23 protein-coding genes are annotated in these 26,329 nt (G+C 73.8%); 14 read left to right on the forward strand and 9 right to left on the reverse strand.

The window, feature by feature from the left end:
• Nucleotides 1-205 precede the first annotated feature (205 nt).
• The 5 genes from OG488_RS11200 to OG488_RS11220 are packed head-to-tail and all read left to right on the forward strand — an operon-like array spanning nucleotide 206 to nucleotide 5,874.
• Nucleotides 206-1,465, forward strand: a complete 1,260-nt coding sequence (locus tag OG488_RS11200; protein ID WP_329228323.1) for a prenyltransferase/squalene oxidase repeat-containing protein — start codon at nucleotides 206-208, stop codon at nucleotides 1,463-1,465.
• A complete protein-coding gene (locus OG488_RS11205) occupies nucleotides 1,462-2,151 on the forward strand; it encodes an SCO2322 family protein (RefSeq protein ID WP_329228326.1) in 690 nt (229 codons plus the stop codon). The genes OG488_RS11200 and OG488_RS11205 overlap by 4 nt, the downstream gene beginning before the upstream one ends.
• Nucleotides 2,148-3,293, forward strand: a complete 1,146-nt coding sequence (locus OG488_RS11210) for an energy-coupling factor transporter transmembrane protein EcfT (protein ID WP_329228328.1) — start codon at nucleotides 2,148-2,150, stop codon at nucleotides 3,291-3,293. The genes OG488_RS11205 and OG488_RS11210 overlap by 4 nt, the downstream gene beginning before the upstream one ends.
• The gene (locus OG488_RS11215) at nucleotides 3,290-5,005 is read left to right on the forward strand and encodes an ABC transporter ATP-binding protein (RefSeq protein WP_329228330.1); all 1,716 of its coding nucleotides are present in this window, start codon (nucleotides 3,290-3,292) and stop codon (nucleotides 5,003-5,005) included. Before OG488_RS11210 ends, OG488_RS11215 begins: the two co-directional genes overlap by 4 nt.
• Nucleotides 5,002-5,874: an ECF transporter S component gene (locus tag OG488_RS11220; RefSeq protein WP_329228332.1), complete on the forward strand. Its 873-nt coding sequence runs from the start codon at nucleotides 5,002-5,004 to the stop codon at nucleotides 5,872-5,874. The genes OG488_RS11215 and OG488_RS11220 overlap by 4 nt, the downstream gene beginning before the upstream one ends.
• Before the next feature lies 1 nt (nucleotide 5,875).
• Here OG488_RS11220 and OG488_RS11225 read toward each other — a convergent pair whose 3' ends face one another.
• The 3 genes from OG488_RS11225 to aroQ are packed head-to-tail and all read right to left on the reverse strand — an operon-like array spanning nucleotide 5,876 to nucleotide 9,020.
• Entirely contained in the window at nucleotides 5,876-7,669 is a 1,794-nt protein-coding gene (locus tag OG488_RS11225; protein ID WP_329228334.1) for a bifunctional sugar phosphate isomerase/epimerase/4-hydroxyphenylpyruvate dioxygenase family protein, read from the reverse strand.
• A gap of 20 nt (nucleotides 7,670-7,689) precedes the next feature.
• Nucleotides 7,690-8,553: a shikimate dehydrogenase gene (locus OG488_RS11230; RefSeq protein WP_329228336.1), complete on the reverse strand. Its 864-nt coding sequence runs from the start codon at nucleotides 8,551-8,553 to the stop codon at nucleotides 7,690-7,692.
• Entirely contained in the window at nucleotides 8,550-9,020 is a 471-nt protein-coding gene (gene aroQ, locus OG488_RS11235) for a type II 3-dehydroquinate dehydratase (protein WP_329228338.1), read from the reverse strand. The genes OG488_RS11230 and aroQ overlap by 4 nt, the downstream gene beginning before the upstream one ends.
• Before the next feature lie 153 nt (nucleotides 9,021-9,173).
• On the opposite strand from aroQ, the gene OG488_RS11240 reads away from it, so the two are divergent.
• Both OG488_RS11240 and OG488_RS11245 read left to right on the forward strand, forming a co-directional pair.
• Nucleotides 9,174-9,836: a TetR family transcriptional regulator gene (locus OG488_RS11240; protein WP_329228340.1), complete on the forward strand. Its 663-nt coding sequence runs from the start codon at nucleotides 9,174-9,176 to the stop codon at nucleotides 9,834-9,836.
• A gap of 271 nt (nucleotides 9,837-10,107) precedes the next feature.
• Nucleotides 10,108-11,472: an MFS transporter gene (locus OG488_RS11245; RefSeq protein ID WP_329228342.1), complete on the forward strand. Its 1,365-nt coding sequence runs from the start codon at nucleotides 10,108-10,110 to the stop codon at nucleotides 11,470-11,472.
• Nucleotides 11,473-11,549: 77 nt separating this feature from the next.
• Here the strand turns inward: OG488_RS11245 and OG488_RS11250 are convergent, their stop codons facing one another.
• Complete coding sequence (locus OG488_RS11250; protein WP_329228344.1) at nucleotides 11,550-13,592, reverse strand: bifunctional glycosyltransferase 87/phosphatase PAP2 family protein; 2,043 nt, start codon at nucleotides 13,590-13,592, stop codon at nucleotides 11,550-11,552.
• Nucleotides 13,593-13,798: 206 nt separating this feature from the next.
• Complete coding sequence (locus tag OG488_RS11255) at nucleotides 13,799-14,890, reverse strand: serpin family protein (RefSeq protein ID WP_329228346.1); 1,092 nt, start codon at nucleotides 14,888-14,890, stop codon at nucleotides 13,799-13,801.
• A gap of 58 nt (nucleotides 14,891-14,948) precedes the next feature.
• On the opposite strand from OG488_RS11255, the gene OG488_RS11260 reads away from it, so the two are divergent.
• On the forward strand, nucleotides 14,949-15,425 hold the full coding sequence (locus OG488_RS11260; protein ID WP_329228348.1) for a GNAT family N-acetyltransferase: 477 nt from the start codon (nucleotides 14,949-14,951) through the stop codon (nucleotides 15,423-15,425).
• 82 nt (nucleotides 15,426-15,507) lie between these two features.
• Here OG488_RS11260 and OG488_RS11265 read toward each other — a convergent pair whose 3' ends face one another.
• Nucleotides 15,508-17,553, reverse strand: coding sequence for an MDR family MFS transporter (locus OG488_RS11265; RefSeq protein ID WP_329228350.1), 2,046 nt, complete (start codon nucleotides 17,551-17,553; stop codon nucleotides 15,508-15,510).
• 139 nt (nucleotides 17,554-17,692) lie between these two features.
• Between OG488_RS11265 and OG488_RS11270 the strand changes: the two genes are divergently transcribed.
• A complete protein-coding gene (locus OG488_RS11270) occupies nucleotides 17,693-18,748 on the forward strand; it encodes a peptidoglycan-binding domain-containing protein (RefSeq protein WP_329228352.1) in 1,056 nt (351 codons plus the stop codon).
• Nucleotides 18,749-18,964: 216 nt separating this feature from the next.
• Nucleotides 18,965-19,627, forward strand: coding sequence for an HAD-IA family hydrolase (locus OG488_RS11275; RefSeq protein ID WP_329228354.1), 663 nt, complete (start codon nucleotides 18,965-18,967; stop codon nucleotides 19,625-19,627).
• 141 nt (nucleotides 19,628-19,768) lie between these two features.
• On the opposite strand, the gene OG488_RS11280 is transcribed toward OG488_RS11275, so the two are convergent.
• Nucleotides 19,769-20,503, reverse strand: a complete 735-nt coding sequence (locus OG488_RS11280; RefSeq protein ID WP_329228355.1) for an ABC transporter permease — start codon at nucleotides 20,501-20,503, stop codon at nucleotides 19,769-19,771.
• 231 nt (nucleotides 20,504-20,734) lie between these two features.
• Between OG488_RS11280 and OG488_RS11285 the strand changes: the two genes are divergently transcribed.
• From OG488_RS11285 to OG488_RS11300, 4 genes are all read left to right on the forward strand, one after another.
• Nucleotides 20,735-21,379, forward strand: a complete 645-nt coding sequence (locus tag OG488_RS11285; protein WP_329228357.1) for an HNH endonuclease family protein — start codon at nucleotides 20,735-20,737, stop codon at nucleotides 21,377-21,379.
• Between the two features lie 91 nt (nucleotides 21,380-21,470).
• Nucleotides 21,471-23,147 carry an alkaline phosphatase D family protein gene (locus tag OG488_RS11290; protein WP_329228359.1) on the forward strand — a complete coding sequence of 559 codons (1,677 nt, stop codon included), beginning with the start codon at nucleotides 21,471-21,473 and terminating at the stop codon, nucleotides 23,145-23,147.
• 112 nt (nucleotides 23,148-23,259) lie between these two features.
• A complete protein-coding gene (locus OG488_RS11295) occupies nucleotides 23,260-23,718 on the forward strand; it encodes a DoxX family protein (protein ID WP_329228361.1) in 459 nt (152 codons plus the stop codon).
• 233 nt (nucleotides 23,719-23,951) lie between these two features.
• Nucleotides 23,952-24,614, forward strand: a complete 663-nt coding sequence (locus OG488_RS11300; RefSeq protein ID WP_329228363.1) for a DedA family protein — start codon at nucleotides 23,952-23,954, stop codon at nucleotides 24,612-24,614.
• A 16-nt stretch (nucleotides 24,615-24,630) separates the two neighbouring features.
• On the opposite strand, the gene OG488_RS11305 is transcribed toward OG488_RS11300, so the two are convergent.
• Both OG488_RS11305 and OG488_RS11310 read right to left on the reverse strand, forming a co-directional pair.
• Nucleotides 24,631-24,852: a DUF2277 domain-containing protein gene (locus OG488_RS11305; RefSeq protein ID WP_033299756.1), complete on the reverse strand. Its 222-nt coding sequence runs from the start codon at nucleotides 24,850-24,852 to the stop codon at nucleotides 24,631-24,633.
• Between the two features lie 91 nt (nucleotides 24,853-24,943).
• A complete protein-coding gene (locus OG488_RS11310) occupies nucleotides 24,944-26,320 on the reverse strand; it encodes a DUF1254 domain-containing protein (protein WP_329228367.1) in 1,377 nt (458 codons plus the stop codon).
• Nucleotides 26,321-26,329 lie beyond the last annotated feature (9 nt).

The raw sequence follows: 26,329 nt of genomic DNA on the forward strand, positions 1-26,329 counted from the left end.
GCACGGGCCCTGACCTGCTGGGAAGGCCCTTCACCGACGGGGTGCGGCTGTCCGCCCGGAGAGGTCCGGAGACGCCCCGGTAGAGTGGGAGGCTCGTCATCATGCCCGTACAGGGGGAAGCCGGTGCGAATCCGGCGCCGACCCTTCCCCGCGCGCTCGGCCCAGCTCGAGCAGGGGAAACCCCATTCGAGAGGCCCAGCCCTTCATGTCCGTACGCCGCCGCGCGGCCGCGCTCGCGCTCACCGCCGTGCTCTGTGGAGCGGCCGCCCCGGTGGCGGTCGCCGCGCCGAGTCCCTCCCCGTCCCCCGCCACGCCGGACCTCCCGGCCGGGCTGTACGGCACCAAGGACCCGACGTACGACGGGGTCTGGCGCCAGTCGCTCGCGTTCCTCGCCCAGAAGGTCGAGCTGGTCACCCCCGCCACGAAATCGGTCGACTGGCTCGTCGGCCAGCAGTGCGCCGGCGGTGCCTTCGCCGCCTACCGTGACGCGTCCGCGCCGTGCGACGCCAAGACCGTGGCGGACACCAACGCCACGGCGGCGGCGGTCCAGGCCATGGTCGAACTCGGTGTGCACCGCGAGGTCGTGGACAACGGGGTCAGCTGGCTGAAGTCCGTCCAGAACAAGGACGGCGGCTGGAGCTACAACCCGGGCGGCCCGAGCGACGCCAACTCCACCGCCGTCGTGACCGGGGCGCTGGCCCGGGCGGGCGTGCCGCTCGCCGATGTCACCACGGCGGACGGGAAGACCCCGTACACCGCGCTCCAGAGCTTCGCGCTGCCCTGCGGGGGCGAGGACGGCGGGGCGTTCGCCTACCAGCCGGACAAGAAGGGCGAGCTCACCGCCAACGCGGACGCCACGGCGGCCTCGGTGATCGGCGCGATGGGCAAGGGCATGGCCGCGGGGAACTCCAACGCGGTGAAGGCCCCCGTCTGCCACGAGGGCACCGGCCTCACCGTCGAGCAGACCGCGCAGAACGGCGCCTCCTACCTGGCGAAGGCGCTCGCCGGGTCCGGGCACCTGGACCTGCCGCCGATGCCGGGCGCCGAGAAGTCCGACCCGCAGCCCGACTTCGGCAACACCGCCGACGCCGTCGTGGCGCTGGCGGCGGCCGGCCACAAGGACAAGGCGGCCGGGGCGGTCACCTACCTGGAGAAGCACGCGCAGGGCTGGGCGAAGGAGGGCGGCCCCGCCGCCACCGCGCAGCTGGTGCTCGCCGTCCACGCGACCGGCGGCGACGCGCGTGACTTCGGCGGCGTCGACCTCGTCAGGCAGCTCAACGCGACGGGTCCGGCCCCCGCCGCCACCGCCGTGCCCTCGCCCACCGCGACGGCGCCGTCGAAGCCCGCGGACACGACCAGCGACGACGAGGGCCTCGGCCTCTGGTGGATCATCGGCATCGGTCTCGCCTTCGGCGCGGGCATCGGCTTCCTGCTCAGCGGACGCCGGAAGAACCAGCAGCTGTGAGGCGCCCGCTGGGCACGGCGGCGCTGCTCCTCCTCGTGGGCGCCGTCCTCGCCGTGCTGGGCGCGGGGAGCGCGCAGGCGGCCGGGTACCGCTACTGGTCGTTCTGGGAGGGCGACGGCGGGAAGGGCTGGACGTACGCCACACAGGGGCCGTCCGTCGTCCGGCCGGACGACGGCGCGGTGCAGGGCTTCCGCTTCTCGGTGAGCGAGGACTCCCAGGACTCGGCGCAGCCGCGCCGCGCCCCGGACTTCGGGGCCGTCTGCGCGGGCACCCCGGCGAAGGACGGCCGGAAGCGGGTGGCGCTGGTCGTCGACCCCGGCACGCCCGCGGACGCCCCCGCCGGCGAGAGGCCGCCCGCGCTGCGCACCGCCTGTGCCCAGGTGGCGCCGGACGCGAGCACGGCGGAGGCCCTCGCCTCGGTGGCGAAGCCGCTGCGGTACGACGGTTCCGCGATGCTCTGCGCGATATCCGGCTATCCGCGCTCGGGCTGCGGTGAGCAGACCGGGGACGGCGGGTCCGGAAAGGCCACCGCCACGGACGGGCCGTCCCCCTCCGACGAGGACGCCACGACCGGCGGCGACAGCGAAGGCTCCGGCGGCGGCCCGTCGGCCGGTGTGCTGACCGGCGTCGGCGCGGTGCTCGTGCTGGGTGTCGCCGCAGTGCTCCAGGCCCGCCGCCGCCGATGACCCGCTCCACCGGCCCGGCCCGGCTCCGCCCTGCCCTGAGCGCCCCCCGGGCGACCCGGGCCAACGCCGTGCCGGCCGGGGCCTGGTGGCTGTGGGCGCTCGGGCTGGCGACGGCCGCGTCCCGGACGACCAACCCGCTGCTGCTCGGGCTGCTGGTGGGGGTGGCCGGCTACGTGGTGGCGGCGCGCCGCACGGACGCCCCGTGGGCCCGGTCCTACGGGGCGTTCATCAGGCTGGGGCTGTTCGTCGTCGCCGTCCGCCTCGTCTTCTCCGTCGTCCTCGGCTCCTCCGTGCCGGGCACGGACACCCTCTTCACGCTCCCCGAGGTGCCGCTGCCCGGCTGGGCTCAGGGCATCAGGATCGGCGGCCGGGTCACCGGGGAGCAGCTGGTCTTCGCCCTGTACGAGGGCGCGAAGCTGGCCGCGCTGCTGATCTGCGTCGGGGCGGCCAACTCCCTTGCCAACCCCGCCAGACTGCTGAAGTCGCTGCCCGGCGCGCTGTACGAGGCCGGGGTCGCCGTCGTCGTCGCGATGACGTTCGCGCCGAACATGGTCGCCGACGTGGCCAGGCTGCGCACGGCCCGCCGGCTGCGCGGCCGTCCGACCGGCGGGATCCGGGCGGTGCTCCAGATCGGGCTGCCCGTACTGGAGGGCGCCCTGGAGCGCTCGGTGGCCGTGGCGGCGTCGATGGACGCGCGCGGCTACGGCCGCACCGCGCAGGTCCCGCCCGCCGTCCGCCGCACCACCCATGTGCTCACGCTCGGCGGGCTGCTGGGCGTGTGCGCGGGGACGTACGGACTGCTGGCCGCGCAGGGCGCCGCCCACGGGCTGCCGCTGCTGCTGGCCGGGCTGGTGGCGGCGCTGGCCGGGCTCCGGCTCGGCGGGCGCCGCTCGGTCCGCACCCGCTACCGCCCCGACCGGTGGGACGTGCGCGCCTGGCTCGTCGCCGCGTCGGGCGCGGCCGTCGCGGCGGCGATGATCCGGGCGGGCGCCGTCGATCCGGACGCCCTGCGCCCCGGTGTCGTGCCGCTCACGGCTCCGGTCCTTCCCCTGTGGCCGGCCGCCGCCGTACTGATCGGGCTGCTGCCCGCCGTGGTGGCACCGCTGCCCCCTTCCCCCTCGGACTCCAAGGAGCGCCCATGATCCGGTTCGAGCAGGTCTCGGTGCGGTACGAAGGCGTCGAGCGCCCCACCCTGTCCGAGGTCGACCTCACGGTTCCCGAGGGCGAGCTGGTGCTCGTCGTCGGCCCGTCCGGTGTCGGCAAGTCGACTCTGCTGGGTGCCGTGTCCGGTCTCGTGCCGCACTTCACCGGCGGGACGCTGACGGGGCGGGTGACGGTCGGCGGCCGGGACACCCGTACGCACAAGCCGCGTGAACTCGCCGATCTGGTCGGCACGGTGGGCCAGGACCCGCTGGCCCACTTCGTGACGGACACCGTCGAGGACGAGCTGGCGTACGGCATGGAGTCGCTGGGCCTCGCCCCGGACGTCATGCGGCGCCGGGTCGAGGAGACCCTGGACCTGCTGGGCCTCGCCGAGCTGCGGGACCGGCCGATCGCCACGCTCTCCGGGGGCCAGCGGCAGCGGGTCGCCATCGGTTCGGTCCTCACCCCGCACCCCAGGGTGCTGGTCCTCGACGAGCCGACGTCCGCCCTGGACCCGGCCGCGGCCGAGGACGTCCTGGCGGTGCTCCAGCGGCTGGTGCACGACCTGGGGACGACGGTGCTGATGGCCGAGCACCGCCTGGAGCGTGTCGTGCAGTACGCCGACCAGGTCCTGCTGCTGCCCGCGCCGGGCACCGCACCGGTGATGGGCCGGCCGGCCGACATCATGGCGGTGTCGCCCGTCCGGCCCCCGGTCGTGGCCCTGGGCCGGCTGATGGGCTGGGATCCGCTGCCGCTGTCGGTGCGCGACGCACGGCGCAGGGCGGTGGACCTGCGGGAGCGGCTGGCCGACGTGGAGCCGCCGCCGCGCGCGGCCCCGGCCGATGTCCTGGTGGCCCCGCTGCCCGCGCCGGCCACGCCCCGGCCCGGTCTTCTCGGCCGGCTGCTGGGCCGCCGCCCGCACACCGTCCCCGCCGAGCCGCTGAAGGACGGCGGCGCCACCCGGGTCGAGGGGCTCGGGGTGCGGCACGGGCGGGTCCAGGCGCTGCGCGGGGTCACCCTGTCCGTCGTACCGGGCGAGACCGTCGCCCTGATGGGCCGCAACGGCGCGGGCAAGTCGACCCTGCTGACGACGCTCGTCGGGATGACCGCGCCGACCACGGGCTCCGTCCTCGTCGGCGGTCTGGAGCCGTCCCGCACCCCGCCGCGCGACATGGTGCGCCGGGTCGGGCTCGTCCCGCAGGAACCGCGCGACCTGCTGTACGCGGACACGGTCGCGGCCGAGTGCGCGGCGGCGGACTCCGACGCTGGCGCGCCTGCGGGCAGTTGCCGGGCACTGGTCTCGGAGCTGCTGCCCGGGGTGCCGGACGACGTCCACCCCCGGGACCTCTCCGAGGGGCAGCGGCTCGCGCTGGCCCTCGCCCTGGTGCTCACCGCCCGGCCCCCGCTCCTCCTCCTGGACGAGCCGACGCGCGGCCTCGACTACGCGGCGAAGGCCCGGCTCGTCGGCGTACTGCGGCGGCTGGCCGGTGAGGGCCACGCGATCGTCCTCGCCACGCACGACGTGGAGCTGGCGGCGGAGCTGGCGGACCGGGTGGTGATCCTCGCCGACGGTGAGGTCGTCGCGGACGGGCCGACCCGGCAGGTCGTGGTCTCCTCCCCCGCGTTCGCCCCGCAGACCTCGAAGATCCTCAGGCCGCGGGAGTGGCTGACCGTGTCCCAGGTGCGTACGGCCCTGGAGGGACTCGCGTGAGCGCCGGGTCCGCCCGTCCGGTGCGGCTCGGACCCCGGGCCGTGGCCGCGCTGGTCCTGGTCAGCGCGGTGGGGCTGGTCGCGTTCGGCTGGCCGCTGCTGGCCGGGGCGGACTCCGGTCTCGCCCACGCCGAGGACGCGCCGTGGCTGTTCGCCGCGCTGCTGGTGCTGCTCGTCGGGGTCGTCGTCGCGACGATCGCGGACTCCGGTCTGGACGCGAAGGCCGTCGCGATGCTGGGGGTCCTCGCCGCCGTCGGCGCGGCGCTGCGCCCGCTGGGCGCGGGGACGGCGGGGCTGGAGCCGATGTTCTTCCTGATGGTGCTGAGCGGCCGGGTGCTGGGCCCCGGCTTCGGCTTCGTGCTCGGATCCGTGACCATGTTCGCCTCGGCGCTGCTGACCGGCGGCGTCGGGCCGTGGATGCCGTTCCAGATGCTGTCGATGGGCTGGTTCACCATGGGCGCCGGCCTGCTGCCGGGCCCGGACCGGCTGCGCGGCCGGGGCGAGCTGCTGATGCTGGCGGCGTACGGGTGCGTGGCGGCGTTCGCGTACGGCACGGTGATGAACCTGTACGGCTGGACGATCGTGCCGGGGCTCGGCTCGGGCATCTCCTTCGTCGCGGGCGACCCGCTCCACGAGAACCTGGTCCGCTTCCTCGCCTACTGCACCGCCACCTCGCTCGGCTGGGACCTGGGCCGGGCCGTCCTCACGGTGGCCCTGACCCTGGCCGTCGGGCCCACCCTGCTCCGGGCCCTGCGCCGTGCCACCCGCCGCGCCGCCTTCGACGCGCGGGCGGACTTCGACGCGCGGGCGGACTTCGACGCACGGGCGGGCGTCGACGTGCGGGCGGACTCCGGGGTCCGCGCGGAGTGAGTCAGTCCGCCCGGGCGTGCTGGGCGGCGAGCCTGACGGGGGCGTTCCTGGCCCCGTATCCGTCGTAGCCGCCGGTGCGCTCGACGAGCTCGAAGAAGACACGGCCGGTCGTCACGGTGTAGCAGTGCCGGAACTCCCCCTTCTCGTCCCGGTCGTGGAGGATGCCGAGCTCGCGGTAGGTCTCCAGCTCCCCCGGGGCGAACGCGTAGCGCGCGTCCAGGTCGTCGTAGTAGTTGGCGGGGACCGGCAGCAGCCTGGCCCCGGCCGCGAGGGCGCGGCGGACCGTGGTGACGAGGTCGTCGGTGACCAGCGCCACGTGCTGGGGGCGTCCCCCGCGGCCCGGGTCCTCCGTGGGCGAGGCCCCCACGCCGAGCGCGATGCGCACGGTGCCGGCCTCGTTGCTGGCGGCGCGGCTGCGGAGCAGGCCGTACGGGTCGGCGAGGTCGACGCTCGCGTGGGGGCGGAGGCCGAGCACCCCGCGGTGGAAGAGGGTCGCCTCGTCGAAGTGGTGCCAGGGCTGGGTCAGCGCGACGTGGTCGACGCGGGTGATCCCGATGGGTGCGGGGGTGTGCGCGGCGGGTACGAAGTCACCGGTCCATCCCGTGGCGCCCGAGCGGTCGGTGGCGCAGAAGAAGAACGCGGTGCCGTCGGGTGCGGCCACCGCGTCGAGCGGCGCGTCCCGCGGGGCGCGGCGCCGGGGCAGGACCGGGGCGAGCAGTGACTCGGCCCGCGCGGAGGCTCCCGCCGGGTCGGGGCTCTCCAGGCCGACCGCGGTGAGCGCGGGCTCCGGACGGCGACTGCCGGTGTCGGTGTTGAGCAGGATGCGGGCCTCGCCCTGCTCCCAGAGGTCCACGGGCTTCCCCGCGTGCCGGGCCGTGCGGGCGAAGCCGAGCGCGGTCAGCAGGGGCGCGATCCTGGCGGTGTCCGCGGCGGCGATCTCCACGAAGGCGAAGCCGGTGGGCACGACCGGGGCCGGTGGCTCGGCCAGGCCCGCGGCCTCCTGGAGCAGCGTCAGCGAGCGCCGGGCGTCGACCGCGGTGCGGCCCGCGTCCGCCTGGCGGAAGACGTCGTTGAACACCTCCAGGGACAGCGGCCCGTCGTATCCGGCGCGGACGGCGGCGCGCACCAGACCGGTGACGTCGAGGTCGCCCTGGCCGGGGAAGCAGCGGTGATGACGGCTCCACTGCAGCACGTCCAGGGACATCTGCGGGGCGTCGGCGAGCTGGAGGAAGAAGATCTTGTCCCCCGGGACGGACTCGATCCCCGAGACGTCCGATCCCCTGGCCAGGATGTGGAAGCTGTCCAGGCAGACCCCGAGGGCGGGGTGGTCCGCGGCCTCGACGATGCGCCAGGCGTGGTCGTACGTGCTCACGTGGCGGCCCCACGCCAGCGCCTCGTACGCGACGCGGATGCCGTACCCCTGCGCGAGGTCCGCGAGCCGGTGCAGCTGTTCGGCGGCGAGGGCGTCGTCGTCGACGGCGTACGGCGACACGCTGGAGCAGACCAGGACGGTGTCGGCGCCGAGCCGCCGCATCAGCCGGAACTTGTGCTCGGCGCGCCGCAGATTGCGGGCGAACTCGTCGGCGGGGACGGCCTCGATGTCGCGCATCGGCTGGAACAGGTCGACGGTCAGCCCGAGATCGGCGACCAGGTCCCGGATCTCCTCCGGGCCGAGGGGACTTCCGATCAGGTCGTTCTCGAAGATCTCGACCCCGTCGAAGCCGGCGCGTGCCGCGGCGGTCAGTTTCTCGGTGAGGGTTCCGCTGAGCGAGACGGTGGCGATGGACGTGCGCATGTCGGTCCTCCTGCGGTGGTTCAGCGCGCCGACGTGAGGGCGGCGATGTCGGCGAGCATCCGGGCGGTGTCGGGTTCGCGGCCGGTGAAGAGCCGGAAGGAGTCGGCGGCCTGGTAGACGGCCATGCCTCCCCCGTCCAGGGTGGGGCAGCCCAGGAGGCGGGCGGTACGGACGAGGGCGGTCTCCAGCGGCCGGTAGACGACCTCGGCGACCCAGAGTCCGGGGTGCAGCAGGTCGGCGGGGAGCGGCAGTCCGGGGTGGGCGGCCATGCCGATGGGTGTGGCGTTGACCAGGCCGTCGGCACCCGCCGTCCGGTCCGCGATGTCCAGGAGGTCCGCGGAGGCGGCACGGCCGGGGCCGAAGTGCCGGTCGAGGGAGGCCGCGAGGGCGGCGGCCCGCTCGGGGACGGCGTCCAGCACGGTGAGCCGCCCGGCGCCGAGACCGAGGAGGGCGTGGGCGACGGCGGCTCCGGCTCCGCCGGCCCCCAGCTGCACCACCCGTTCCAGCGGGGCGTCGGGCAGACCGCGCGCGAAGGAGGCGGCGAAGCCGGTCACGTCGGTGTTGTGGCCGATCGCCCGGTCGCCCTCGAAGACCACGGTGTTGACCGCGCCGAGCGCCTCGGCCTGCGGCGACAGCGCGTCGAGGTGCGCGAGGACCTGCTGCTTGCACGGGTGGGTGATGTTGAGGCCGTCGTAGCCCATGGCGCGTGCGGAGCGGACGAGTTCTCCCGTCCGCTCCGGCGGGACACCGAGCGCGGCGATGTCGATGAGGCGGTAGAGGTAGCGCAGCCCCTGCCGGTCCGCCTCCCGCTCGTGGAGGGCGGGGCTGAGCGAGGGGGCGATCCCGGAGCCGACGAGGCCGACGAGGTACGAGTCCGGGCTCACCGGTTCTCCTCCAGGAGCCGGGCGAGGTGGGTGAGCGCCAGGGCGTATCCATGGGCTCCCGCCCCGCAGATGACGGTGTCGGCGACGGCCGAGACGTGGCTGTGGTGGCGGAAGGCCTCCCGCCGGTGGATGTTGGAGAGGTGGACCTCCACGACGGGCAGCTCCACGGCGGCGAGCGCGTCGCGGACGGCGACGGAGGTGTGGCTGTAGCCGGCGGGATTGATCACGATGCCCCGGTGCGCGGTGCGGGCCTCGTGGACGGCGTCGATCAGCACACCCTCATGGTTGCTCTGCCGGCAGTCCGCGCGCAGGCCCTGGGCCGCCGCGGTGCTGCGGCAGAGCTCGTCGATGTCGGCCAGGGTGTCCTTGCCGTACACCTCGGGCTCACGCAGGCCGAGCAGGTTGAGATTGGGACCGTTCAGCACGAGGACGGGGACACCCGGGGGCGGGACCGGTGGATTCGGCATCGTTCACTTCCCGTGGACATCGACTTAATGTACGGACTGGTTAGTTAGTCATACCGAAAGTCGGACGCCGAGGGAAGCCCCCGGGCCGGATCGGCAGCCCGGAACACCGGCTCTAGAATCGCGAGCACGCACCGCCTGCCGCGAAGGATCCGGATGACCAGCACCGAAGGACCCGCCCAGCCCGCCGTGCGGACCCGCGACGCGGCGCGCACCAAGGACGAGATCCTCACCGTGGCGACGCGCGAGTTCGCCCGCATCGGCTACGCGGGCGCGCGGGTCGACGAGATCGCCTCCCTCACCCGCACCACGAAGCGGATGATCTATTACTACTTCGGCGGCAAGGAGCAGCTGTTCACCGCGGTCCTGGAGCGGGCGTACAGCCGGATCCGGGAGGCCGAACAGCTGCTGGACGTCGAGCACCTCGACCCCGTGGCGGCGGTCCGCCGGCTGGCCGAGGTGACCTTCGACCATCACGAGGAACACCCGGACTTCATCCGCCTGGTCAGCATCGAGAACATCCACGAGGCCGAACACATCGCCGCATCGGCCGAGTTGAGCCGCATCGGCTCACCGGCGATCGAGGTGCTGGGGCGCATCCTCGACACCGGTCGCGCGTCCGGGCTGTTCACGGCGGACGTGGACGCCGTGGACCTGCACGCGATGATCAGCTCCTTCTGCTTCTTCCGCATCGCGAACAGACACACCTTCGGCGCGCTCTTCGGCCGCGACCTGGTGGAGAGCGGCCGGCGCGAGCACTACCGGACCATGCTGGGCGACATGATCATCGCCTACCTCACGGCCGACCGGGCGGCCTAGGATCCTGCCCTTCCCGGAAGGGCGGGACGGCCGGACGGACCGGCGGACGACGCCTCCGGGCAGGGCGCGCACATCCTCCCGGTCCGGCTTCCGCGCCGCTCGCACCCCCCGCGTCCGCACGCGTCGGTGACGCGGATCCCGTGCGAACCCTTGACACGCGCCTCAACTGCTCGCACCATCCGTAGCCATCCGCAACTAACTAACTGGTGCGTTCATTAGCCGGATCCGCTCGCCCCTCCCCCGCACGGAACGTCCCCCGAAGGAGCCCGACGTGACCGCTCACGACCCTGCCTCCGGTCCCCCACCCCGGTCGGCGGCCCAGCCCCGCAAGGCCGCGCTCGCCGCCTGGATAGGCAGCGCGCTGGAGTACTACGACTTCTTCATCTACGGCAGCGCGGCGGCGCTGATCTTCCCGAAGGTCTTCTTCGACGAGTCCGACCCGGCCGACGCGACCCTGATGTCGCTGGCCACCTTCGGCGTCGCCTACGCGGCCCGTCCGGTCGGCGCGCTCTTCCTGGGGCACGTCGGGGACCGGCTCGGCCGCAAGAAGATCATGGTCTTCACGCTGATGCTGATGGGCCTCTCGACCTTCCTCATCGGCTGTCTGCCCACCCGTGACCAGATCGGCGGGGCCGCACCCGTCCTGCTCGTCCTCCTCCGCGTCATGCAGGGCATCTCCGCGGCGGGTGAGCAGGCCAGCGCCAACTCCATGAGCCTGGAACACGCGCCGCAGGACCGGCGCGGCTACTTCACCAGCTTCACCATCAACGGGACCCAGGCCGGCCAGCTCATCGCGACCCTGGCCTTCATCCCGGTCGCCGCCCTGCCCGAGGAACAGCTCCTCTCGTGGGGCTGGCGCATCCCGTTCTGGCTGAGCGTCGCCGTCGCCGTCACCGGGTACGTCATCCGCCGCACCCTGGAGGAGACCCCGGTCTTCACCGAGCAGGCGGCGACCGAGGGCGTGGCGAAGATGCCGCTGGCCGTGCTCCTGCGCGACCACTGGGCGGACGTGCTGCGGGTCGTCGCGGCCGCCGTGATCGCCACCGTCAGCACGATCTTCACCGTCTGGGCCCTGTCGTACGCGACCAGCGACGCGGTCGGCCTGAGCCGCACCGGCATGCTGTGGGTCGGCGCCCTGGCCAACGTGGTCGCCCTGTTCACCATCCCGCTGTGGGCACGGCTCTCCGACCGGATCGGCCGCCGGCCGGTCTTCCTGACCGGCGCGATCGGCAGCGCGGTGGTGATGCCGCTCTACCTGTGGGCGATATCCACCGGCAGCTTCCCCCTGGTGCTGATCACGGGCGTGCTGGTCTTCGGCGTGGTCTACAGCGCGGCCAACGGCATCTGGCCCGCCTTCTACGCCGAGATGTTCCCCACCCGGGTCAGGCTCTCGGGCATGGCGATCGGCACCCAGACCGGCTTCGCCATCGCCGGGTTCGCCGTGGCCTTCGCCTCGCAGATCGCCGGACCCGACGGCGACAACTGGGCCGGTGTCGCGCTCTTCGCCGCCGCGCTCTGTGTGCCGCCGGTCGTCGCGGCGCTCTCCGCGCGCGAGACGGCCCACGTGGAGACGGAGCACCTCGGCGAGCCCAGCGGCGAGAGGGCCGTGAAGGCCGGGGTGTCGGTCGAGGCCTGACCGACAACACCTTCCCTGCCGAAGGGGTGCGGGGAGGGGTCTCCCCTCCCCGCACCCCTTCGGCCCCTCCGCGGGCGTTACGCCTTGCTGCCCGCCGGTTCGGGTGCTGCCTGCCCGGCGGCGTCCCCGGCCGCACGCTCCGGCGGCCCGGCCTCCCCCGTACCGGCCAGCAGCCTCCGCGGCCCGGCCAAGGCGTACGTCAGCCCGAAGCCCGCGGCCACGACCGCCGCGCCGCCGACCGCGTCCAGCACCCAGTGGTTGCCCGTGGCGACGATGGCGGAGACCGTGAACAGCGGGTGCAGCAGCCCCAGGACCTTCATCCACGTCTTCGGCGCGAGCAGCAGGATGACCACTCCGCACCACAGGGACCAGCCGAAGTGCAGCGAGGGCATCGCCGCGTACTGGTTGGTCATCGCGGTCAGCGCCCCGAAGTCGGGGCTGTCGAGGTCCTGCACCCCGTGGACGGTGTCGATGAAGCCGAGTCCCGGCATCAGGCGCGGCGGTGCCAGCGGGTAGAGCCAGAAGCCGAGCAGGGCGAGGACCGTGGCGAAGCCGATGGAGGTGCGGGCCCAGCGGTAGTCCGAGGGGCGGCGTACGTAGAGCACCCCGAGGATCGCGAGCGGCACGATGAAGTGGAACGTCGAGTAGTAGTAGTCGAAGAAGTCGCGCAGCCACGGGACGGTGACGACCGCGTGGTTGGCCCAGTGCTCGATGTCGATGTGCAGCCACTGCTCGGCGGAGTGGATCTGACGCCCGTGCGCCTCGGCGGTGCCGCGCCCGGCGGTCGCCGCCAGCCGGACCTGCGCGTACGCGGAGTAGACGACCCGGATGAGCAGGAGTTCGAGCAGCAGGTTGGGGCGGCTGAGCACCCGCCGCCAGAACGGCAGCAGCGGCACCCACGCGACCCGTGCCGGCACCGGCTCCGCGTACTCCGTGGGGATAGCCCGCCGCCAGTGGGGCGAGGTGCGGGGCAGGAAGGGCACGGCGACGGCCGCGCCGAGCGCGGCGACGAGCAGCACGTTGTCGCGCACGGGAAGGACCACACCGACGTTCGGCAGCAGCATCTTCCCCGGCAGGGTGAGGACGAGCACCACGACCGCGGGCCACACCAGCCGGTCCGCGGCCCGGGTGCCGACGCGGCCGACGACGGCGAGCAGCACCCAGAGCAGCTGGTGCTGCCAGGCGGTGGGTGAGACGGCGACGGCGACGCAGCCCGTGACGGCGACGGCCAGGAGCAGCTGCCCGTCCCGGGCGTAGCGGACCGCGCGGCGCAGCCCCAGGACGACGACGGTGGCGGCCAGGGCCAGGAACAGCACGATCTCCAGGGGGCCTTCGAGCCCGAACCGCAGCAGCGCGCCGTGCAGGGACTGGTTGGCGAGGCTGTCCGGGCGGTCGCCGAGTCCGGCACCGGCGAGGTGGTGCACCCAGTAGGCCCAGGAGTCACGCGGCATCACGACCCAGGCCAGGGCCGTACAGACGGCGAAGGTGACGCCCCCGCTCACGGCGGCCCGGCGTCTTCCGGTGAGCCAGAACAGGACGGCGAAGAGCAGGACGGCCGGCTGGAAGGCCGCGGCGACACCGGTCAGCACACCCGGGAGGCGTTCACCCCGCAGCGCGAAACAGGCGAGGAGCACCAGCAGGACCGGCAGGATGCTGGTCTGGCCCAGGAACAGGGTGTTGCGGACGGGCAGCGACACCATCAGCAGGGTGATCGCCACGGGCGCCGCGAGGAAGGCGGTGCGCCGGCTCACCGGTGCGGGCAGGGCCCGGACGGCGACGTAGCCGAGCAGGGCGACGAGCAGCAGGGACCCGAAGGTCCACACGACGCCCAACGCCTCTTCGGCCGAGACCGTCAGCGGCTTCAGCACCAGCCCGGCGAACGGCGTCCCGGTGAAACGGCCGGGGTCGTACAGGGACCCCGCCATGTGCAGGACGCCGGTCGCGCCGGTCCAGGTCTCCAGGTCGGTGAGGCGTTCACCGGGCGGTGTCCGCAGCACCACCGCCACCTGCCGCACCGCCAGGACCCCGACGAGCAGCCAGAGGACGGCTCTGGCCACCGCGGCCCTCGCCCCCGGATCCGCCGCCGCGTCCCCCCGCACACTGCGCTCCACATCAGTCACGCTGCGCCGACCCTCCCGTTCGCATGCACTGTCCCTTCAGCCCGGGTATGTGCGGATGAAGCCTCCCATTGCCCTCTCGGGCAGACCCAATCAACCCCCACTTCGCCTGACTGTCACCACCGATTTGCCGAAAGAATGCCCGAATACCGTCGGGTGGCCCGACGGGGGCGGTTCCGGCGGGCTCCGTTTCCGGGCCCCGGCGGGGGTCAGTCCTCGTACCGGGGGACGTCCGCCTGCCAGCCCACGAAGAGGGGGACGTCCTCGGTGCCGTCCAGGACGACGACGCCGAAGGGCCGGTCGAACGCGAGGTGTCGCACCGTCCGCGGGCGCGGGGCGGCGGACCGGGTGGCCACGACCGTGACGGCCGCGGCCTCCACCCCCGCCTCGGCGATCTTCACGACCGTCTCCTGGACCACCTCCGAGAGGTGGAGGGGCACGGACGAGAGGCCGGAGAGGTCCGCCGCGGCGGGGTCGGTCGCGAGCCGCACGCCGAGCGCCGGCAGCTGTCCGGTGACTCGCACCTTTGTCCGCAGGGTGAAGCGGGGCAGCGCGAACGTCACCGTGTCGGCCTCCACCGGAGCGCGTGATTCCTCGGGCGCCCACGCCGACGGCAGGACCTGTGCGGCTCCCTCACCAGGCTCCCCGAGGACGAATCTGACCCGCGCCGGCGGAGCGCCGTCCGCCTCCCGCCGGCAGCGCAGCTCGACGACGTGCGCGCCGGACGCGGTCCACACGTCCCGCCGGGGCACCGTCGCGTGCATGGTCGCGACCGGCACGCCGGCGCCCGTCGCGTCGGTGAAGGGGGCGTCGCGGGTGAGGGCCGCGTCGAAGGCCGCTTCCCAGGACGTCTTCAGGGCCAGCACGTTGACGAGGGCGAGCGCGACGTCGTCGCCGAGGTCCAGCGGCAGCCGCTCGATCAGGCCCAGGGTCCGCTCGCGCACCCACGCGTCGATCCCGGCGGCGTCGACCGGCCCGGACGGGACGTCCGGCAGCGACGCCACGTACGCGGGACGGAGCGGCGCCGTGTTCCACACCCGGGTCGCCACGACCGGCGCGCCGGTGCGCCCCCAGTCCCGTGCCGCATCCGTCACCACCGCCGCGGCCTCCTGTCCGGCGACTCCGAGCAGGGCCCGCAGTTCCGCCGCCGTCCGGGTACGGGCCCCCACCGCGACGGCGGTCAGGGCGAGCCACAGCCCGGCGGGCGAGCACACGAAATCGCCGCCGGGCCGCTCCAGCTCCCGTGTCCACCGCTCCCCGAGCCGCTGCACCACTGTCGCCCTGCCGGTGTCCCGCATCATCGCTGCCCCCTGCACTTATTGGTTCGTCGTCCGGTCGTGCGACAGCCAGAATGACCCCATGACCTGGACCGTGGCCCCCGAACGCTTCGACAGCCCCGACGCCGCCCTGCTGCTCCGCGACTACTACGACGAGGTGGCGAGCCGCTACTGGGGCCGTCCCGCGACCACGGAGGAGATCGACGACGGGCTGAGGGACGACGGCGTCGACCGGCTCGCCCCGCCCACCGGTGCGTTCCTGGTGGGCCGCTACGGGAGCAAGCCGGCGGGCTGCGTCGGCCTGCGTCTGGTCGACGCGGCGACGGCCGAGCTGACCCGGGTGTTCGTCCGGCCCGCCTTCCGCTCGACGGGCGGCGGGGGCCTGCTGCTCGCGGGCATCGAGGAAGCGGCGCGGGCGTACGGGGTGCGGTGGGTCCGCCTCGACACCCGGAACGACCTGGTGGAGGCGCGCGGCCTGTACGCGAAGCACGGGTACGGGGAGGTCCCGGCGTTCAACCAGGACCTCTACGCGGAGCACTGGTTCGCCAAGGAGCTCTGAGTCCGCTCGGCGGGGCGGCGGTCGGCCCGCCGAGTGGTCCCGGGCGGGGCGGTCAGCCCGCCGAGTGGTCCGGGCGGGGCGGTCAGCCCGCCGAGTGGTCCGGGCGGGGTTCGGGCATGTGCGGCCGCTCCCTGCTCGACCCGCTCACCTCGGCGGAGAGCTCCGACACCAGGCGGACCAGGTCGGTGGGCCGGTCCGGGCCCCACCAGTCGCCCAGCAGCTCGGCCAGCGACTCCTCACGGGCCTGGGAGAGCCGCACCACGGCCTCCGCGCCCCGCTCGGTGAGGACCAGCTGCATCCCCTCACGCCGGGCGTAGCCCTCTCCCTCCACCTGCCGGGCGGCCGAGGTGATCACCCGCAGCGGCACGGGGGCGACCTCGGCCAGCCGGCCGGGCTCGACGGTGCCGTGCCGTTTGATGCGCAGCAGCAGCCAGCTGGCGGCGGGCTGCAGGTCGTACCCGGCCTTCGCCGTGATCTTCTCGTAGATCTCCCGGCGTCCCTCCCGGGTGGCGAGCACCGACAGGGCGCGGGCGCACTCGTCGTACGAGGAACGCTGGACCGGGTTCGAGGCCAGCGTCTCACTGGTGTCGGGGGCCGTCACCGAGCCGCGCAGAGGTTCCTCCTTGAGGAACCAGGCGAAGACGAACGCGACGAGGACGACGGGGATCGCGTAGAGGAAGACGTCGGTGATCGAGGTCGAGTACGCGCTGAGGACCGAGGGGCGCAGATCCGCCGGGAGCCTGCCGATCGCCCGGGGGTCGGCGGCGAGGGCGCCCGCGTCGACACCGGGCGGAAGCGCACGGCCGCTGAGGGCGTCCTCGAGTTTGCCGGTCAGCCGGTTGGTGAAGACGGTGCCGAAGACGGCCACGCCGAACGACGCGCCGATGGACCGGAAGAAGGTCGCGCCGGACGTGGCGACACCGAGGTCCTCGTAACCGACGGAGTTCTGCACGATCAGCACGAGCACCTGCATCACCAGGCCGAGTCCGGCGCCGAAGACGAAGAAGCAGAGGCTCATCGTCCAGGTGGAGCTGTTCTCGGAGAGGGTGTGGAGCAGGAGCAGGCCGACGGCGGTGAGGGCGGTGCCCGCGATCGGGAAGACCTTCCAGCGGCCCGTGCGGCTGACGATCTGGCCCGAGGCGGTCGAGGTGATCAGCAGGCCGAACACCATCGGCAGCATGTGCACACCGGACAGGGTCGGAGTGATCCCGTGGACGACCTGGAGGAAGGTAGGCAGGTAGGTCATGGCGCCGAACATCGCGAACCCGATGACGAAGCTGATGGCGGCGACGAGGCTGAAGGTCCGCATCCGGAACAGCTTCAGCGGCAGCACGGGCTCGGCCGCCCGGCGCTCGGCCGCGACGAACGCCACGAGCAGCACCACGGCGAGGACCGCGAGGGCGACGATCTGTGCGGAGCCCCAGGCCCAGGTGGTCCCGCCGAGCGAGGCGACGAGGACCAGGCAGGTGGCGACGGAGGCGATGAGGAAGGTGCCCAGGTAGTCGATGGTGTGCTTGGTGCGGCGGACCGGGATGTGCAGGGCCGCGGCGATCACGAGCAGCGCGACGATGCCGATGGGAAGGTTGATGTAGAACACCCAGCGCCAGCTGAGGTGCTCGGTGAAGAGGCCGCCGAGCAGCGGTCCCAGGACACTGGTCACACCGAACACAGCACCGAACAGGCCCTGGTACTTGCCCCGTTCACGCGGGGAGACGAGGTCGCCGACGATGGCCATCGACAGCACCATCAACCCGCCGCCGCCGAGCCCCTGGAGGGCGCGGAAGCCGATCAGCTGCGGCATGTTCTGGGCCATGCCGCAGAGCGCGGAGCCGACGAGGAAGATGACGATGGCGGTCTGGAAGAGCTTCTTGCGTCCGTACTGGTCGCCGAGCTTGCCCCAGAGCGGGGTGGCGGCGGTCGCCGCCAGCAGGTAGGCGGTCACCACCCACGACAGGTGGTCCAGGCCGCCCAGCTCGCTGACGATCGTGGGCAGGGCCGTGGAGACGATGGTCTGATCGAGTGCGGCGAGCAGCATGCCGAGGAGCAGCGCGCCGATGGACACCAGGACATTTCGCCGGGACCGCCCCTCACCTGAGGCCAGGGGCGGCGGGCTCAACTGCTGGGCCATGGGCATCTCCTCGGGTCCGCTTCCCCCCATCCTGGCCGCTACGTGCCGTTATGGCCTGCCGAGCAGCGGTGACGGGCGTTGGGCTTCCCCGTGGCTGCCTGCATAATCGCAGGCAGTTCAAAGGGGAGGGGAACCCACGATGACCGGACATATATGCCCGGAGTGCGGCGGCGAGCAGGGCGCGAGACCCGGAGCGGGGTGCGCCTGCGGAGCCGGCGGGGCCGAGCGGGCGGGGTGGGACGGCCGCCCGGCGGACGGGACCGCGGCGGCGGGAAGGGACGCCCGCACCGCGGAGATCGCCGCGGCCGAGGACTTCGACCCGCTGCGGATCAGGCCCTACGTGAGGCTGGACAGCGACACGGAGGACCACGACGTCCCCGCGGCGGCCACGACGATGCCCCTGTTCCTCGACGGCGCGACAGCCGGAGCACCGGGGGCCGCCGGGGCGCCGGGGGCCGCGCGAGCACCGGGGGCGGGGCCGGGCGCCCTGCCCGATGCCGTCGTCACGGACGCCGTGGTCGCGGACGAGACGCACAGGCGCAGCGCCTCCGCCTACGCGGGTAGAGGACCCGACCCCGTACAGCCGCGCCGTCGGCGGCCGTTCGCCGTGGTCGCCGTGGGGGCGGCCGTGGCCGCCGTGGTGGGCACGGCCGCCTTCGCGGGCGGCCTGTTCGACGACGAGGACACCCGGGACACGGCGCTGCCCGAGGTCACGACCAGCGCGCCGGACGCGAGCGGGGAGCCCGCGGCGTCGGTGTCCCCGTCCCCGTCGGCGCCCACCACGGCCGCGCCGTCCCGGTCGGCTTCGGCGTCGGCGTCCCCCTCGGCCTCCCCCACCGCCTCGACGAGCCCGTCCGCGTCGCCTTCGGCCACCGCTCCGGCCTCGCCGTCGCCCTCCGCGTCCGCGACGAAGGCGCCCACCACGGCAGCGGCGGTGCCGCCCGTCCAGGAGGTGTCGGCGGGCACGCTGCGGCGCGGGGACCACGGCGCGGAGGTCTCCGAGCTCCAGCGCCGGCTGCAGGAGATCTGGGTCTACCGCGGACCGGAGGACGGCACCTACTCGGAACAGGTGGAGCGGGCCGTCGCCGAGTACCAGCGGTGGATGTCGGTCGCCGGCGACCCGTCGGGCGTCTACGGCCCGGAGACCCGCCGCGCCCTGGAGTCCCAGACGAGCGGCAGGGGGCGCCGGTCCTGAGGGCCCGGATCCGGCACGAGGAGGGGCCCGGGAGGCCCCCGGCCCCCGGATTGGCGTTTCGGCGCCCGTTTTTGTATCGTGGAGGAACAAAGTAGCCTCCGCCCGTTCACCCTGACCGGCGGGCGGGGCTACTTGTTTTTCTTCACCGCAGTTTCCTCACCGCAGTTTTCTTCACCGCAGCTGTGAGCTGTTCCCCCCGCGCTCTGGAGCATGCCGATGTCGGCCACCGTCCTCGAAGCCCGCGCCCTCCTGTTGGACATGGACGGCACCCTCGTGAACTCCGACGCGGTGGTGGAGCGCTGCTGGCGCCGCTGGGCGCTCGCACAGGGGCTCGACCCCGAGGCGGCGCTCAAGGTGGTCCACGGCCGCCAGGGCTACGCGACGATGGCCGCCCTGCTGCCGGACCGCCCCATGGAGCAGAACTACGCCGAGAACCGGATCATGCTCGCCGAGGAGACCGCCGACACCGACGGCGTGGTGCCCATCGGCGGCGCCCCCGCGTTCATGGCGGCCATCGCCGGACTCCCGCACGCGCTCGTGACCTCGGCCGACGAGGCGCTCGCCCGGGCCCGGATGACGGCGGCGGCCCTGCCGATGCCGGAGACCCGTGTCACCGCCGAGATGGTCGGGGCCAGCAAGCCGGACCCCGAGGGCTTCCTCAAGGGCGCGGCCGAGCTGGGCTTCGGTCCGGCGGACTGCATCGTCTTCGAGGACTCCGAGGCGGGCATCGCGGCGGGCCGTGCGGCCGGTATGCGCGTCGTGGGCGTCGGCCCGCGCGCGGCGGCCCTCTCCCCCGACGCCCACGTCGAGGACCTGACGCGGCTCCGGGTGGAAGCGGGCACGGACGGCTCGATCCGCCTGCACGTCGACGCACGCTGAGCCCTCCTCCACCTGCTGGGCCACCTCGCGTACGGAGCCGACCGGCGTTCCCGGCCCACCGATGACCCGCGCCTCGCCGTGCGAGCGCACCCCGGGGCGGGCCCGGCCCCGTACGACCGCACCCCCCGCACGGGCTCGGGCTCAATCCCGGTGCAGCACTCCCCGCGCGATCAGCTCCAGCACCAGCGCGACGGCGACCACCTGCACCGCCATCAGCGCCACCAGGACGAAGAGCTGCACGGCGCCCGCCTCCACCGGTGAGGCGCCGCCGAGCAGCATGCCCACGAAGGCCCCGGGCAGGGTGACGAGCCCCACGGTCCGGGTCTGGTCCAGCCCCGGCAGCAGCGCATCCGACGCCGCGGGGCGGGCGATCTCCAGCCGGGCGTCCCGGTCGAGCAGCCCGAGAGCCATCCCGGCCTCCACCTCCCCCCGCCGCGTCCCGAGTTCGTCGAGCGCGCGCCGTCCCCCGAGGACGGTCGCGGTGAGCGCGCCCCCGATGAGGATGCCCGTGACCGGGACGATCGCGATGCCGCGCGCCGGGAGGAGCCCGGTGAGCAGCAGCACCACGACCACGGGCACGACCCCGGCGCCGATCGGTAGCGCGGCCCACCACCAGGTGCGGTTGGGCGTGACCCGCCGGCCCGCGGTGCGCACCGCGACCGCGAACATCAGCGCCAGGAAGCCGAGCAGGGGGCCCGGGGAGCGCACCACCCAGCCGATGAGCAGGGAGACGGCGGCCAGCTGGACCGCGGCACGCAGCCCGGCGACGGCGATCTCGCGGGACCGGCCGAGCGAGGCCCACGCGGCGACGGCCACGGCGAACACCAGGAGCACGGCGAGCACGACGCCGAGCGCGGGACTGACCGGAAGCAGCACGCGGCCACCCTAGGGGGTGCGTCCCGACCGGCCCCGAACCGCCGATTCGTCAACCCCGCTCCTCGAACAGTCTTCGGACGGGACGTCAGAGCTATCGTCCTACCCCTTGATGTGACGTGCGCATGTCGCCACTCTGTTACCTGGCGACCACCCCACCGAAACCCGGCGCCGTCACGATGGCCTGGCCGCGCAGGTCGCTGCTCAACATCCCCCCACATCAAGGGAGTTCACATGTCCGGTATCTACGCGCGTCGCATAGCCGTCGTCGCCGCCTCGGCCGCGCTCGCCGCAACCACCGGGCTTCTCACGGCCCCCACCGCCCAGGCCGCGATGCCCACCCCGGTCAGCGCCTCGACCGCCCGTTCGTACCTGAGCGCGCTCACCGTCTCCACCGAGGGCTCCTCCTCCGGCTACAGCCGCGACAAGTTCCCGCACTGGATCACCCAGTCGGGAGCCTGCAACACCCGTGAGGTGGTACTGAAGCGCGACGGCTCCGGTGTCGTCCAGGACTCCGCCTGCGCCGCGACCAGCGGCAGTTGGTACTCGGAGTACGACGGGGCCACCTGGACCGCAGCCGCGGACCTGGACATCGACCACATGGTCCCCCTCGCCGAGGCCTGGCGCTCCGGCGCCAGCGGCTGGACCACCGCCCAGCGCCAGTCCTTCGCCAACGACCTGACCCGCCCTCAGCTCATCGCCGTCACCGACAACGTCAACCAGTCCAAGAGCGACCAGGATCCGGGCGAGTGGCTCCCGTCGCGCACGGCCTACCGCTGCACCTACGCCCGCGCCTGGGTGCACGTGAAGCACTACTACGGCCTCAGCGTCGACTCCACCGAGAAGACCGCCCTGCAGTCCGTCCTCAACGGCTGCTGACCGCCCTCCCGCCCCGGCGGGCCTACCCGCCCTCCTCCGTCGTTCCGTACCCTACGGAGCCACCGGTGACGGCGACGCGAGGAGGGCACACATGGCCGGGCTACGCCTGGGACCACTGCTGAGGTACGTCGACTGGGAGACGGGCTCCCGGGCGACGGTCTGGGTGGAGGCGAGCAGGCCCTGCACGGCGGAGGTCCGCTGCGCGGACGGCGCGGCGGGCACTTCCCCGACCTTCGCGATCGAGGGGCACCACTACGCCCTGGTGGTGGTGACGGGCCTGACGGCCGGCTCGACCACGCCCTACGAGGTACTGCTCGACGGCCGCCGCGTCTGGCCGCCCGAGGACTCCCGCTTCCCGCCCAGCACCATCACGACCCCCGCGGTACCGCGGCCGGACGAGGCGGGCCCGGTCCGGGTCGCCTTCGGCTCCTGCCGCTGGGCGGCTCCGCCCGCCCACGGGCACGACGCGATCGGCCCGGACGCGCTCGACACCCTGGCGGTCCGCCTCGCCGCCGACCCCGAGGCCGTACGCCCCGACGTCCTCCTGCTGCTCGGCGACCAGGTGTACGCGGACGAGACCTCGCAGGCCACCCGGAAGCGGCTCGCGACGCGCCGCGACCTCAAGGAGGCGCCGGGCGCCGAGGTCGCGGACTACGAGGAGTACACCCACCTCTACGACGAGTCCTGGCGCGACCCGGACGTGCGGTGGCTGCTGTCCACGGTCCCCAGTTGCATGATCTTCGACGACCACGACGTCGTGGACGACTGGAACACCAGCGAGGCCTGGGTCCGGGACATGCGCGACACCCCCTGGTGGCACGAGCGGATCGTCAGCGGGCTCATGTCGTACTGGGTCTACCAGCACCTGGGCAACCTCTCCCCCGACGCCCTGGAGGCCGATCCCGTCTACGCGGCCGTACGCGGCGTACCGGACGGCACGGAGACCCTGCGCGGCCACGCGGCGGCCGCCGACGCCGACCCCACCCGGACCCGGTGGAGCTACCGGCGTGTTTTCGGCCGAGTACGGCTGCTGATGGTGGACACCCGGGCCGCCCGGGTCCTCGACGAGGGGCAGCGGTCGATGCTCCGCGACGAGGAGGCCCGGTGGCTGCGCGACGAGGTGCTCACGGACCCCGGCGCGTACGACCATCTGCTGATCGGCACGTCGCTCCCCTGGCTGCTGCCACCGCTCATACACGAGGCGGAGACCTGGAACGCGGCACTCTGCCGCGGCGAGCGGGGCGAGCGCTGGGCGCGCCGCGGCGAGAAGGTGCGCCGGGCCGGTGACCTGGAGCATTGGGCGGCGTTCCCGGATTCCTTCAACCGGTTGTCGGCACTCCTGAGGGAGGCGGGACGGGCCCACGAGGCCCCGGCGACGATATGCGTGCTCTCGGGCGATGTGCACCACGCGTACATCGCCGAACCCCAGTGGTCGGATTCCACCCCGGAGGGCACTCCCGCCGCACACGTCCTGCAACTGACCTGCTCCCCCGTCCACAACTCCGTCCCCGGATACATGCGCGTCGGCTTCCGGTTCGGCTGGAGCCGGGCGGGCCGGTGGCTCGGACGCGCACTGGCGCTCCACGGGCGGACGGGAAGCCCTCCGATGCGCTGGCGGAGGACGGGTGGACCGTGGTTCGGCAACCAGCTCATGACCCTCGCGCTGCATGGCCGGAAAGCCGCGCTGACATTGGTTCAGGCCAGAGCAACACCCGCGGGGGCGCAGCTGGAGACCGTCCTGGAGCGCTCTCTGACCTCGAACGAATGACCCTTTTCCGGCCACTCGACAGGATGTTGAACTTGCAAGCAATAGTGAGGTCACCCTAACCTGTTGGGCCCCGATCGGTTCACGTCCCCAGACCGAAGGAGCCCCACCTCCCATGTCCATACGCCTGAACCGGGCCCAGCCCTATGCGCTCGGCCTCTTCCGCGTCGTCATCGGCTTCCTGTTCGCCTGCCACGGCGCCGCCTCGCTCTTCGGAGTCCTCGGCGGCTCCGCGGGAGGCGGCACCGTACCCGCCGGCACGTGGCCGGGCTGGTACGCCGCGGTGATCCAGCTCGTCGGCGGCACCCTGGTCGCACTCGGCCTCGGCACCCGCATTGCCGCGCTGATCTCGTCCGGCTCGATGGCCTACGCGTACTTCAAGGTGCACCAGCCCGAGTCGCTGTTCCCCCTGCAGAACGGCGGCGAGGCCTCGGCGGTCTTCTGCTGGGCCTTCCTGCTGCTGGTCTTCACCGGCCCCGGCGCCGTGGCCCTGGACCGGCTGTTCTCCTCACGCGGCGGCTCCGCACGGGAGAGCGCACCCGCTCGCGAGAAGGCCCAGGCCGTCTCGGTCTGACCCGCCCGCTCCCCACGCCCCGGCCCCCCTCCTCCCGAGGGGGGCCGGGGTCGTACGTGACCTGTGCGACATCCGCCGCCCGCCCGGCGAATACCAGGTGAACCGGCTCAACGGCAGGCGTACGCTGTACAGCTGGCCCTGCCGCTCCTGCCGCTCCCCTGCGACGCCGCGGCGTCGCAAGGAACACAGATCACGGATCACGGATCACGGATCACGGGAACAGGGAGTAGAGAGTGCTCGAGAGTGTGGGTGCGCTGACCGGCAGCCCATGGATCTACGCGGTGGTCGCCCTCTCGGTACTCCTGGACGTCTTCCTGCCCGTCCTCCCCAGTGGCGTACTCGTGATCACCGCGGCCACGGCCGCGGCCGCGAGCACCACCACGGTCACGGCGGCGGCGGGTGAGGCGACCCGGCAGGTGCCCTCGCTCCTTGCGCTGACCCTCTGCGCGGCCACCGCCTCGGTCCTGGGCGACCTGGTCGCCTACCGCCTCGCCTGGCGCGGTGGCGACCGTCTCGACCGGGCCATCGCCCGGTCCCGGCGCCTCACCTCCGCGCAGGAGCGCCTCGGCGCGGCCCTGAGCCGTGGCGGCGGCGCGCTCGTCGTCATCGCCCGCTTCGCCCCGGCCGGCCGCTCCGTCGTCTCCCTGGGCGCGGGCGCGGCCCACCGCAAGGTGAAGGAATTCCTGCCCTGGTCGGCCGTGGCAGGGGTCGCCTGGGCGGTCTACAGCGTGGGCCTCGGCTACTTCGGCGGCCAGTGGCTGGGCGCGGGCTGGCTGGGCACGGCCGTCTCGGTCCTCGCCCTGTTCCTGGCGGGCGCACTGGCGGCACTCGTCGTACGCCGCCCGGCGCACGCCTCCTCCACGCCCCCCGTCACCGGAGCCCCGGCCGGGACCTGACGGCCCGGGCCGCCGCTCAGACCCGGGCGGCACCCCGTATCTCCAGGCCGTCCAGCAGCCGCTGGGTCGCCTCGGCGATCTCGGCCACGGCCCGGTCGAAGACCTCCTGGTTGTGCGCGGCGGGCGCACGGAAGCCGGAGACCTTACGCACGTACTGCAGGGCGGCGGCTCTCATCTCCTCCTCGGTGGCCTCTTCGGGGATGGCTGGCGGACGAAGCGTCTTGATGCTGCGGCACATGCTCCCAGTGTGCGCCGCACCACTGACAACGCACCCGAGGACGCATCCGAGCACCTGAGCACCTGACGGCTCGTCCTCAGACCTGCAGGGGTCAGGACGCCCCGGTCACCCGGGACGCCGGCCGGGCCTCCAGCCGCTCGACCGCCGGGACGACGTACTCCCCGTCCAGCACGGCCTGGCCGGGGAGGTGGAGCCGCAGCACCGGCCGGAAGGCACCGGCAGGGACCGGCAGCCAGTTCGCCGCCTCCTGAGGATCCTCGGGCCGCTCCGCGGACAGGTGCAGCGTCAGCGAGCCGTCGGCACCGTGCGCGAGCCCCGGCGTCCGCTTCCCGATGGCGTACCGGGCCGCCTCGTTCGCGACCAGGTGGCCCCCGGGGCTGTCGTACGCGGTCAGCGACCAGAAGGCCCGGACCGGTGGCGGCGGCGCGAGGCGCAGGACGTAGCGGTGGGCCCCGGTGAGGGGGCGGCCGCGGGAGTCGCGGGACGTCTCCGCGTACACCGCTTCGTACCCATGGGGCAGCCCGCGCTCCCGCCGCGCCGCCACCGCCCTGACCAGGTACGACGCCTCCCGGTCAGCGATCCTCCACTCCGGCGGACGGAGCGTGCCGACGCCGAGGTGGTCCACGTTGTAGTCCCGCAGGTGCGGAATCATCTGCCAGGCGCCCTCCGGGCCGCCGGGCGCCGGACGCCGGGCCGCCTCCTCCACCCGCAGCCTACCCAGCGCGAGCCCCCGCCCCAGGGCCCGCACGAGACGGGGCGCCGCCGACACGTACGGCGAGATGCCCTCCTCCAGGAGCCCCAGGGGCTGGAAGCGGTCCTGGTACGCGCGATCGGCGGCGGAAGGCGGGAAGTCCGCCATCCACACCCGGAGCTCCTCGAAGAACCGCAGTTCCCCGGGGACCCCTGATTCCGTCGCCGGGAGCCCGGTCCGGTGGGCCCGGTCGCCCAGATGCGTGAGGGTGAGCTCCTGCTGGAGCGCCCTCACACGGGGCATGTCCTCGGGCCCGTCGCACGCGAGGCGGCCGACGACGGAGACGACGGAGGTCGGCGCGTCGATCACACCCGACACCCCGTCGGGCACGGTGCCGGCCCAGCCGGGCGGCACGACCAGCCAGTCGCCCTCCGCCGTGCCGGTCGCCCGGGAGCCGAGATAGGCGAAGGCGTTGCTCCACGCGTCCACGAACTGCAGGACGTAGTAGGCGCCGGCGGTGTCCGGGACATGGAGCCGCACCGGCCCGCCGGACAGATCGAGCTGGGCGAGCGCGTCGACGAGATCGGCCGGGGCGTACGGGACGTGCGTCCCGGGCGTGGCCGGCCCGTCCGCATGGGCGAAGTCGTTGAAGGGCGCGGGAGCGAGCGATCCGCAGCCCTCCTGGAGGCAGGCCTGGACCTCGGACAGCCGGCGGACGAGCGGCACCCCGTAGACGTACGCGTCGGCGGCCAGCGCCGTGAGCACGTCCGGCTCCATGCGGCCTCG

The sequence above is a fragment of the Streptomyces sp. NBC_01460 genome, from assembly GCF_036227405.1.
Classification (GTDB): Bacteria; Actinomycetota; Actinomycetes; order Streptomycetales; family Streptomycetaceae; genus Streptomyces.

What these genes read in the sequence shown, in the direction of transcription:
- OG488_RS11260 (WP_329228348.1), top strand. Translation starts at nt 14,949, where the DNA reads ATGACCTGGACCGTGGCCCCCGAACGCTTCGACAGCCCCGACGCCGCC.
- OG488_RS11295 (WP_329228361.1), top strand. Translation starts at nt 23,260, where the DNA reads ATGTCCATACGCCTGAACCGGGCCCAGCCCTATGCGCTCGGCCTCTTC.
- OG488_RS11200 (WP_329228323.1), top strand. Translation starts at nt 206, where the DNA reads ATGTCCGTACGCCGCCGCGCGGCCGCGCTCGCGCTCACCGCCGTGCTC.
- aroQ (WP_329228338.1), bottom strand. Translation starts at nt 9,020, where the DNA reads ATGCCGAATCCACCGGTCCCGCCCCCGGGTGTCCCCGTCCTCGTGCTG.
- OG488_RS11255 (WP_329228346.1), bottom strand. Translation starts at nt 14,890, where the DNA reads ATGATGCGGGACACCGGCAGGGCGACAGTGGTGCAGCGGCTCGGGGAG.
- OG488_RS11215 (WP_329228330.1), top strand. Translation starts at nt 3,290, where the DNA reads ATGATCCGGTTCGAGCAGGTCTCGGTGCGGTACGAAGGCGTCGAGCGC.
- OG488_RS11270 (WP_329228352.1), top strand. Translation starts at nt 17,693, where the DNA reads ATGACCGGACATATATGCCCGGAGTGCGGCGGCGAGCAGGGCGCGAGA.
- OG488_RS11225 (WP_329228334.1), bottom strand. Translation starts at nt 7,669, where the DNA reads ATGCGCACGTCCATCGCCACCGTCTCGCTCAGCGGAACCCTCACCGAG.
- OG488_RS11285 (WP_329228357.1), top strand. Translation starts at nt 20,735, where the DNA reads ATGTCCGGTATCTACGCGCGTCGCATAGCCGTCGTCGCCGCCTCGGCC.
- OG488_RS11240 (WP_329228340.1), top strand. Translation starts at nt 9,174, where the DNA reads ATGACCAGCACCGAAGGACCCGCCCAGCCCGCCGTGCGGACCCGCGAC.
- OG488_RS11305 (WP_033299756.1), bottom strand. Translation starts at nt 24,852, where the DNA reads ATGTGCCGCAGCATCAAGACGCTTCGTCCGCCAGCCATCCCCGAAGAG.
- OG488_RS11290 (WP_329228359.1), top strand. Translation starts at nt 21,471, where the DNA reads ATGGCCGGGCTACGCCTGGGACCACTGCTGAGGTACGTCGACTGGGAG.
- OG488_RS11310 (WP_329228367.1), bottom strand. Translation starts at nt 26,320, where the DNA reads ATGGAGCCGGACGTGCTCACGGCGCTGGCCGCCGACGCGTACGTCTAC.
- OG488_RS11210 (WP_329228328.1), top strand. Translation starts at nt 2,148, where the DNA reads ATGACCCGCTCCACCGGCCCGGCCCGGCTCCGCCCTGCCCTGAGCGCC.
- OG488_RS11275 (WP_329228354.1), top strand. Translation starts at nt 18,965, where the DNA reads ATGTCGGCCACCGTCCTCGAAGCCCGCGCCCTCCTGTTGGACATGGAC.
- OG488_RS11265 (WP_329228350.1), bottom strand. Translation starts at nt 17,553, where the DNA reads ATGGCCCAGCAGTTGAGCCCGCCGCCCCTGGCCTCAGGTGAGGGGCGG.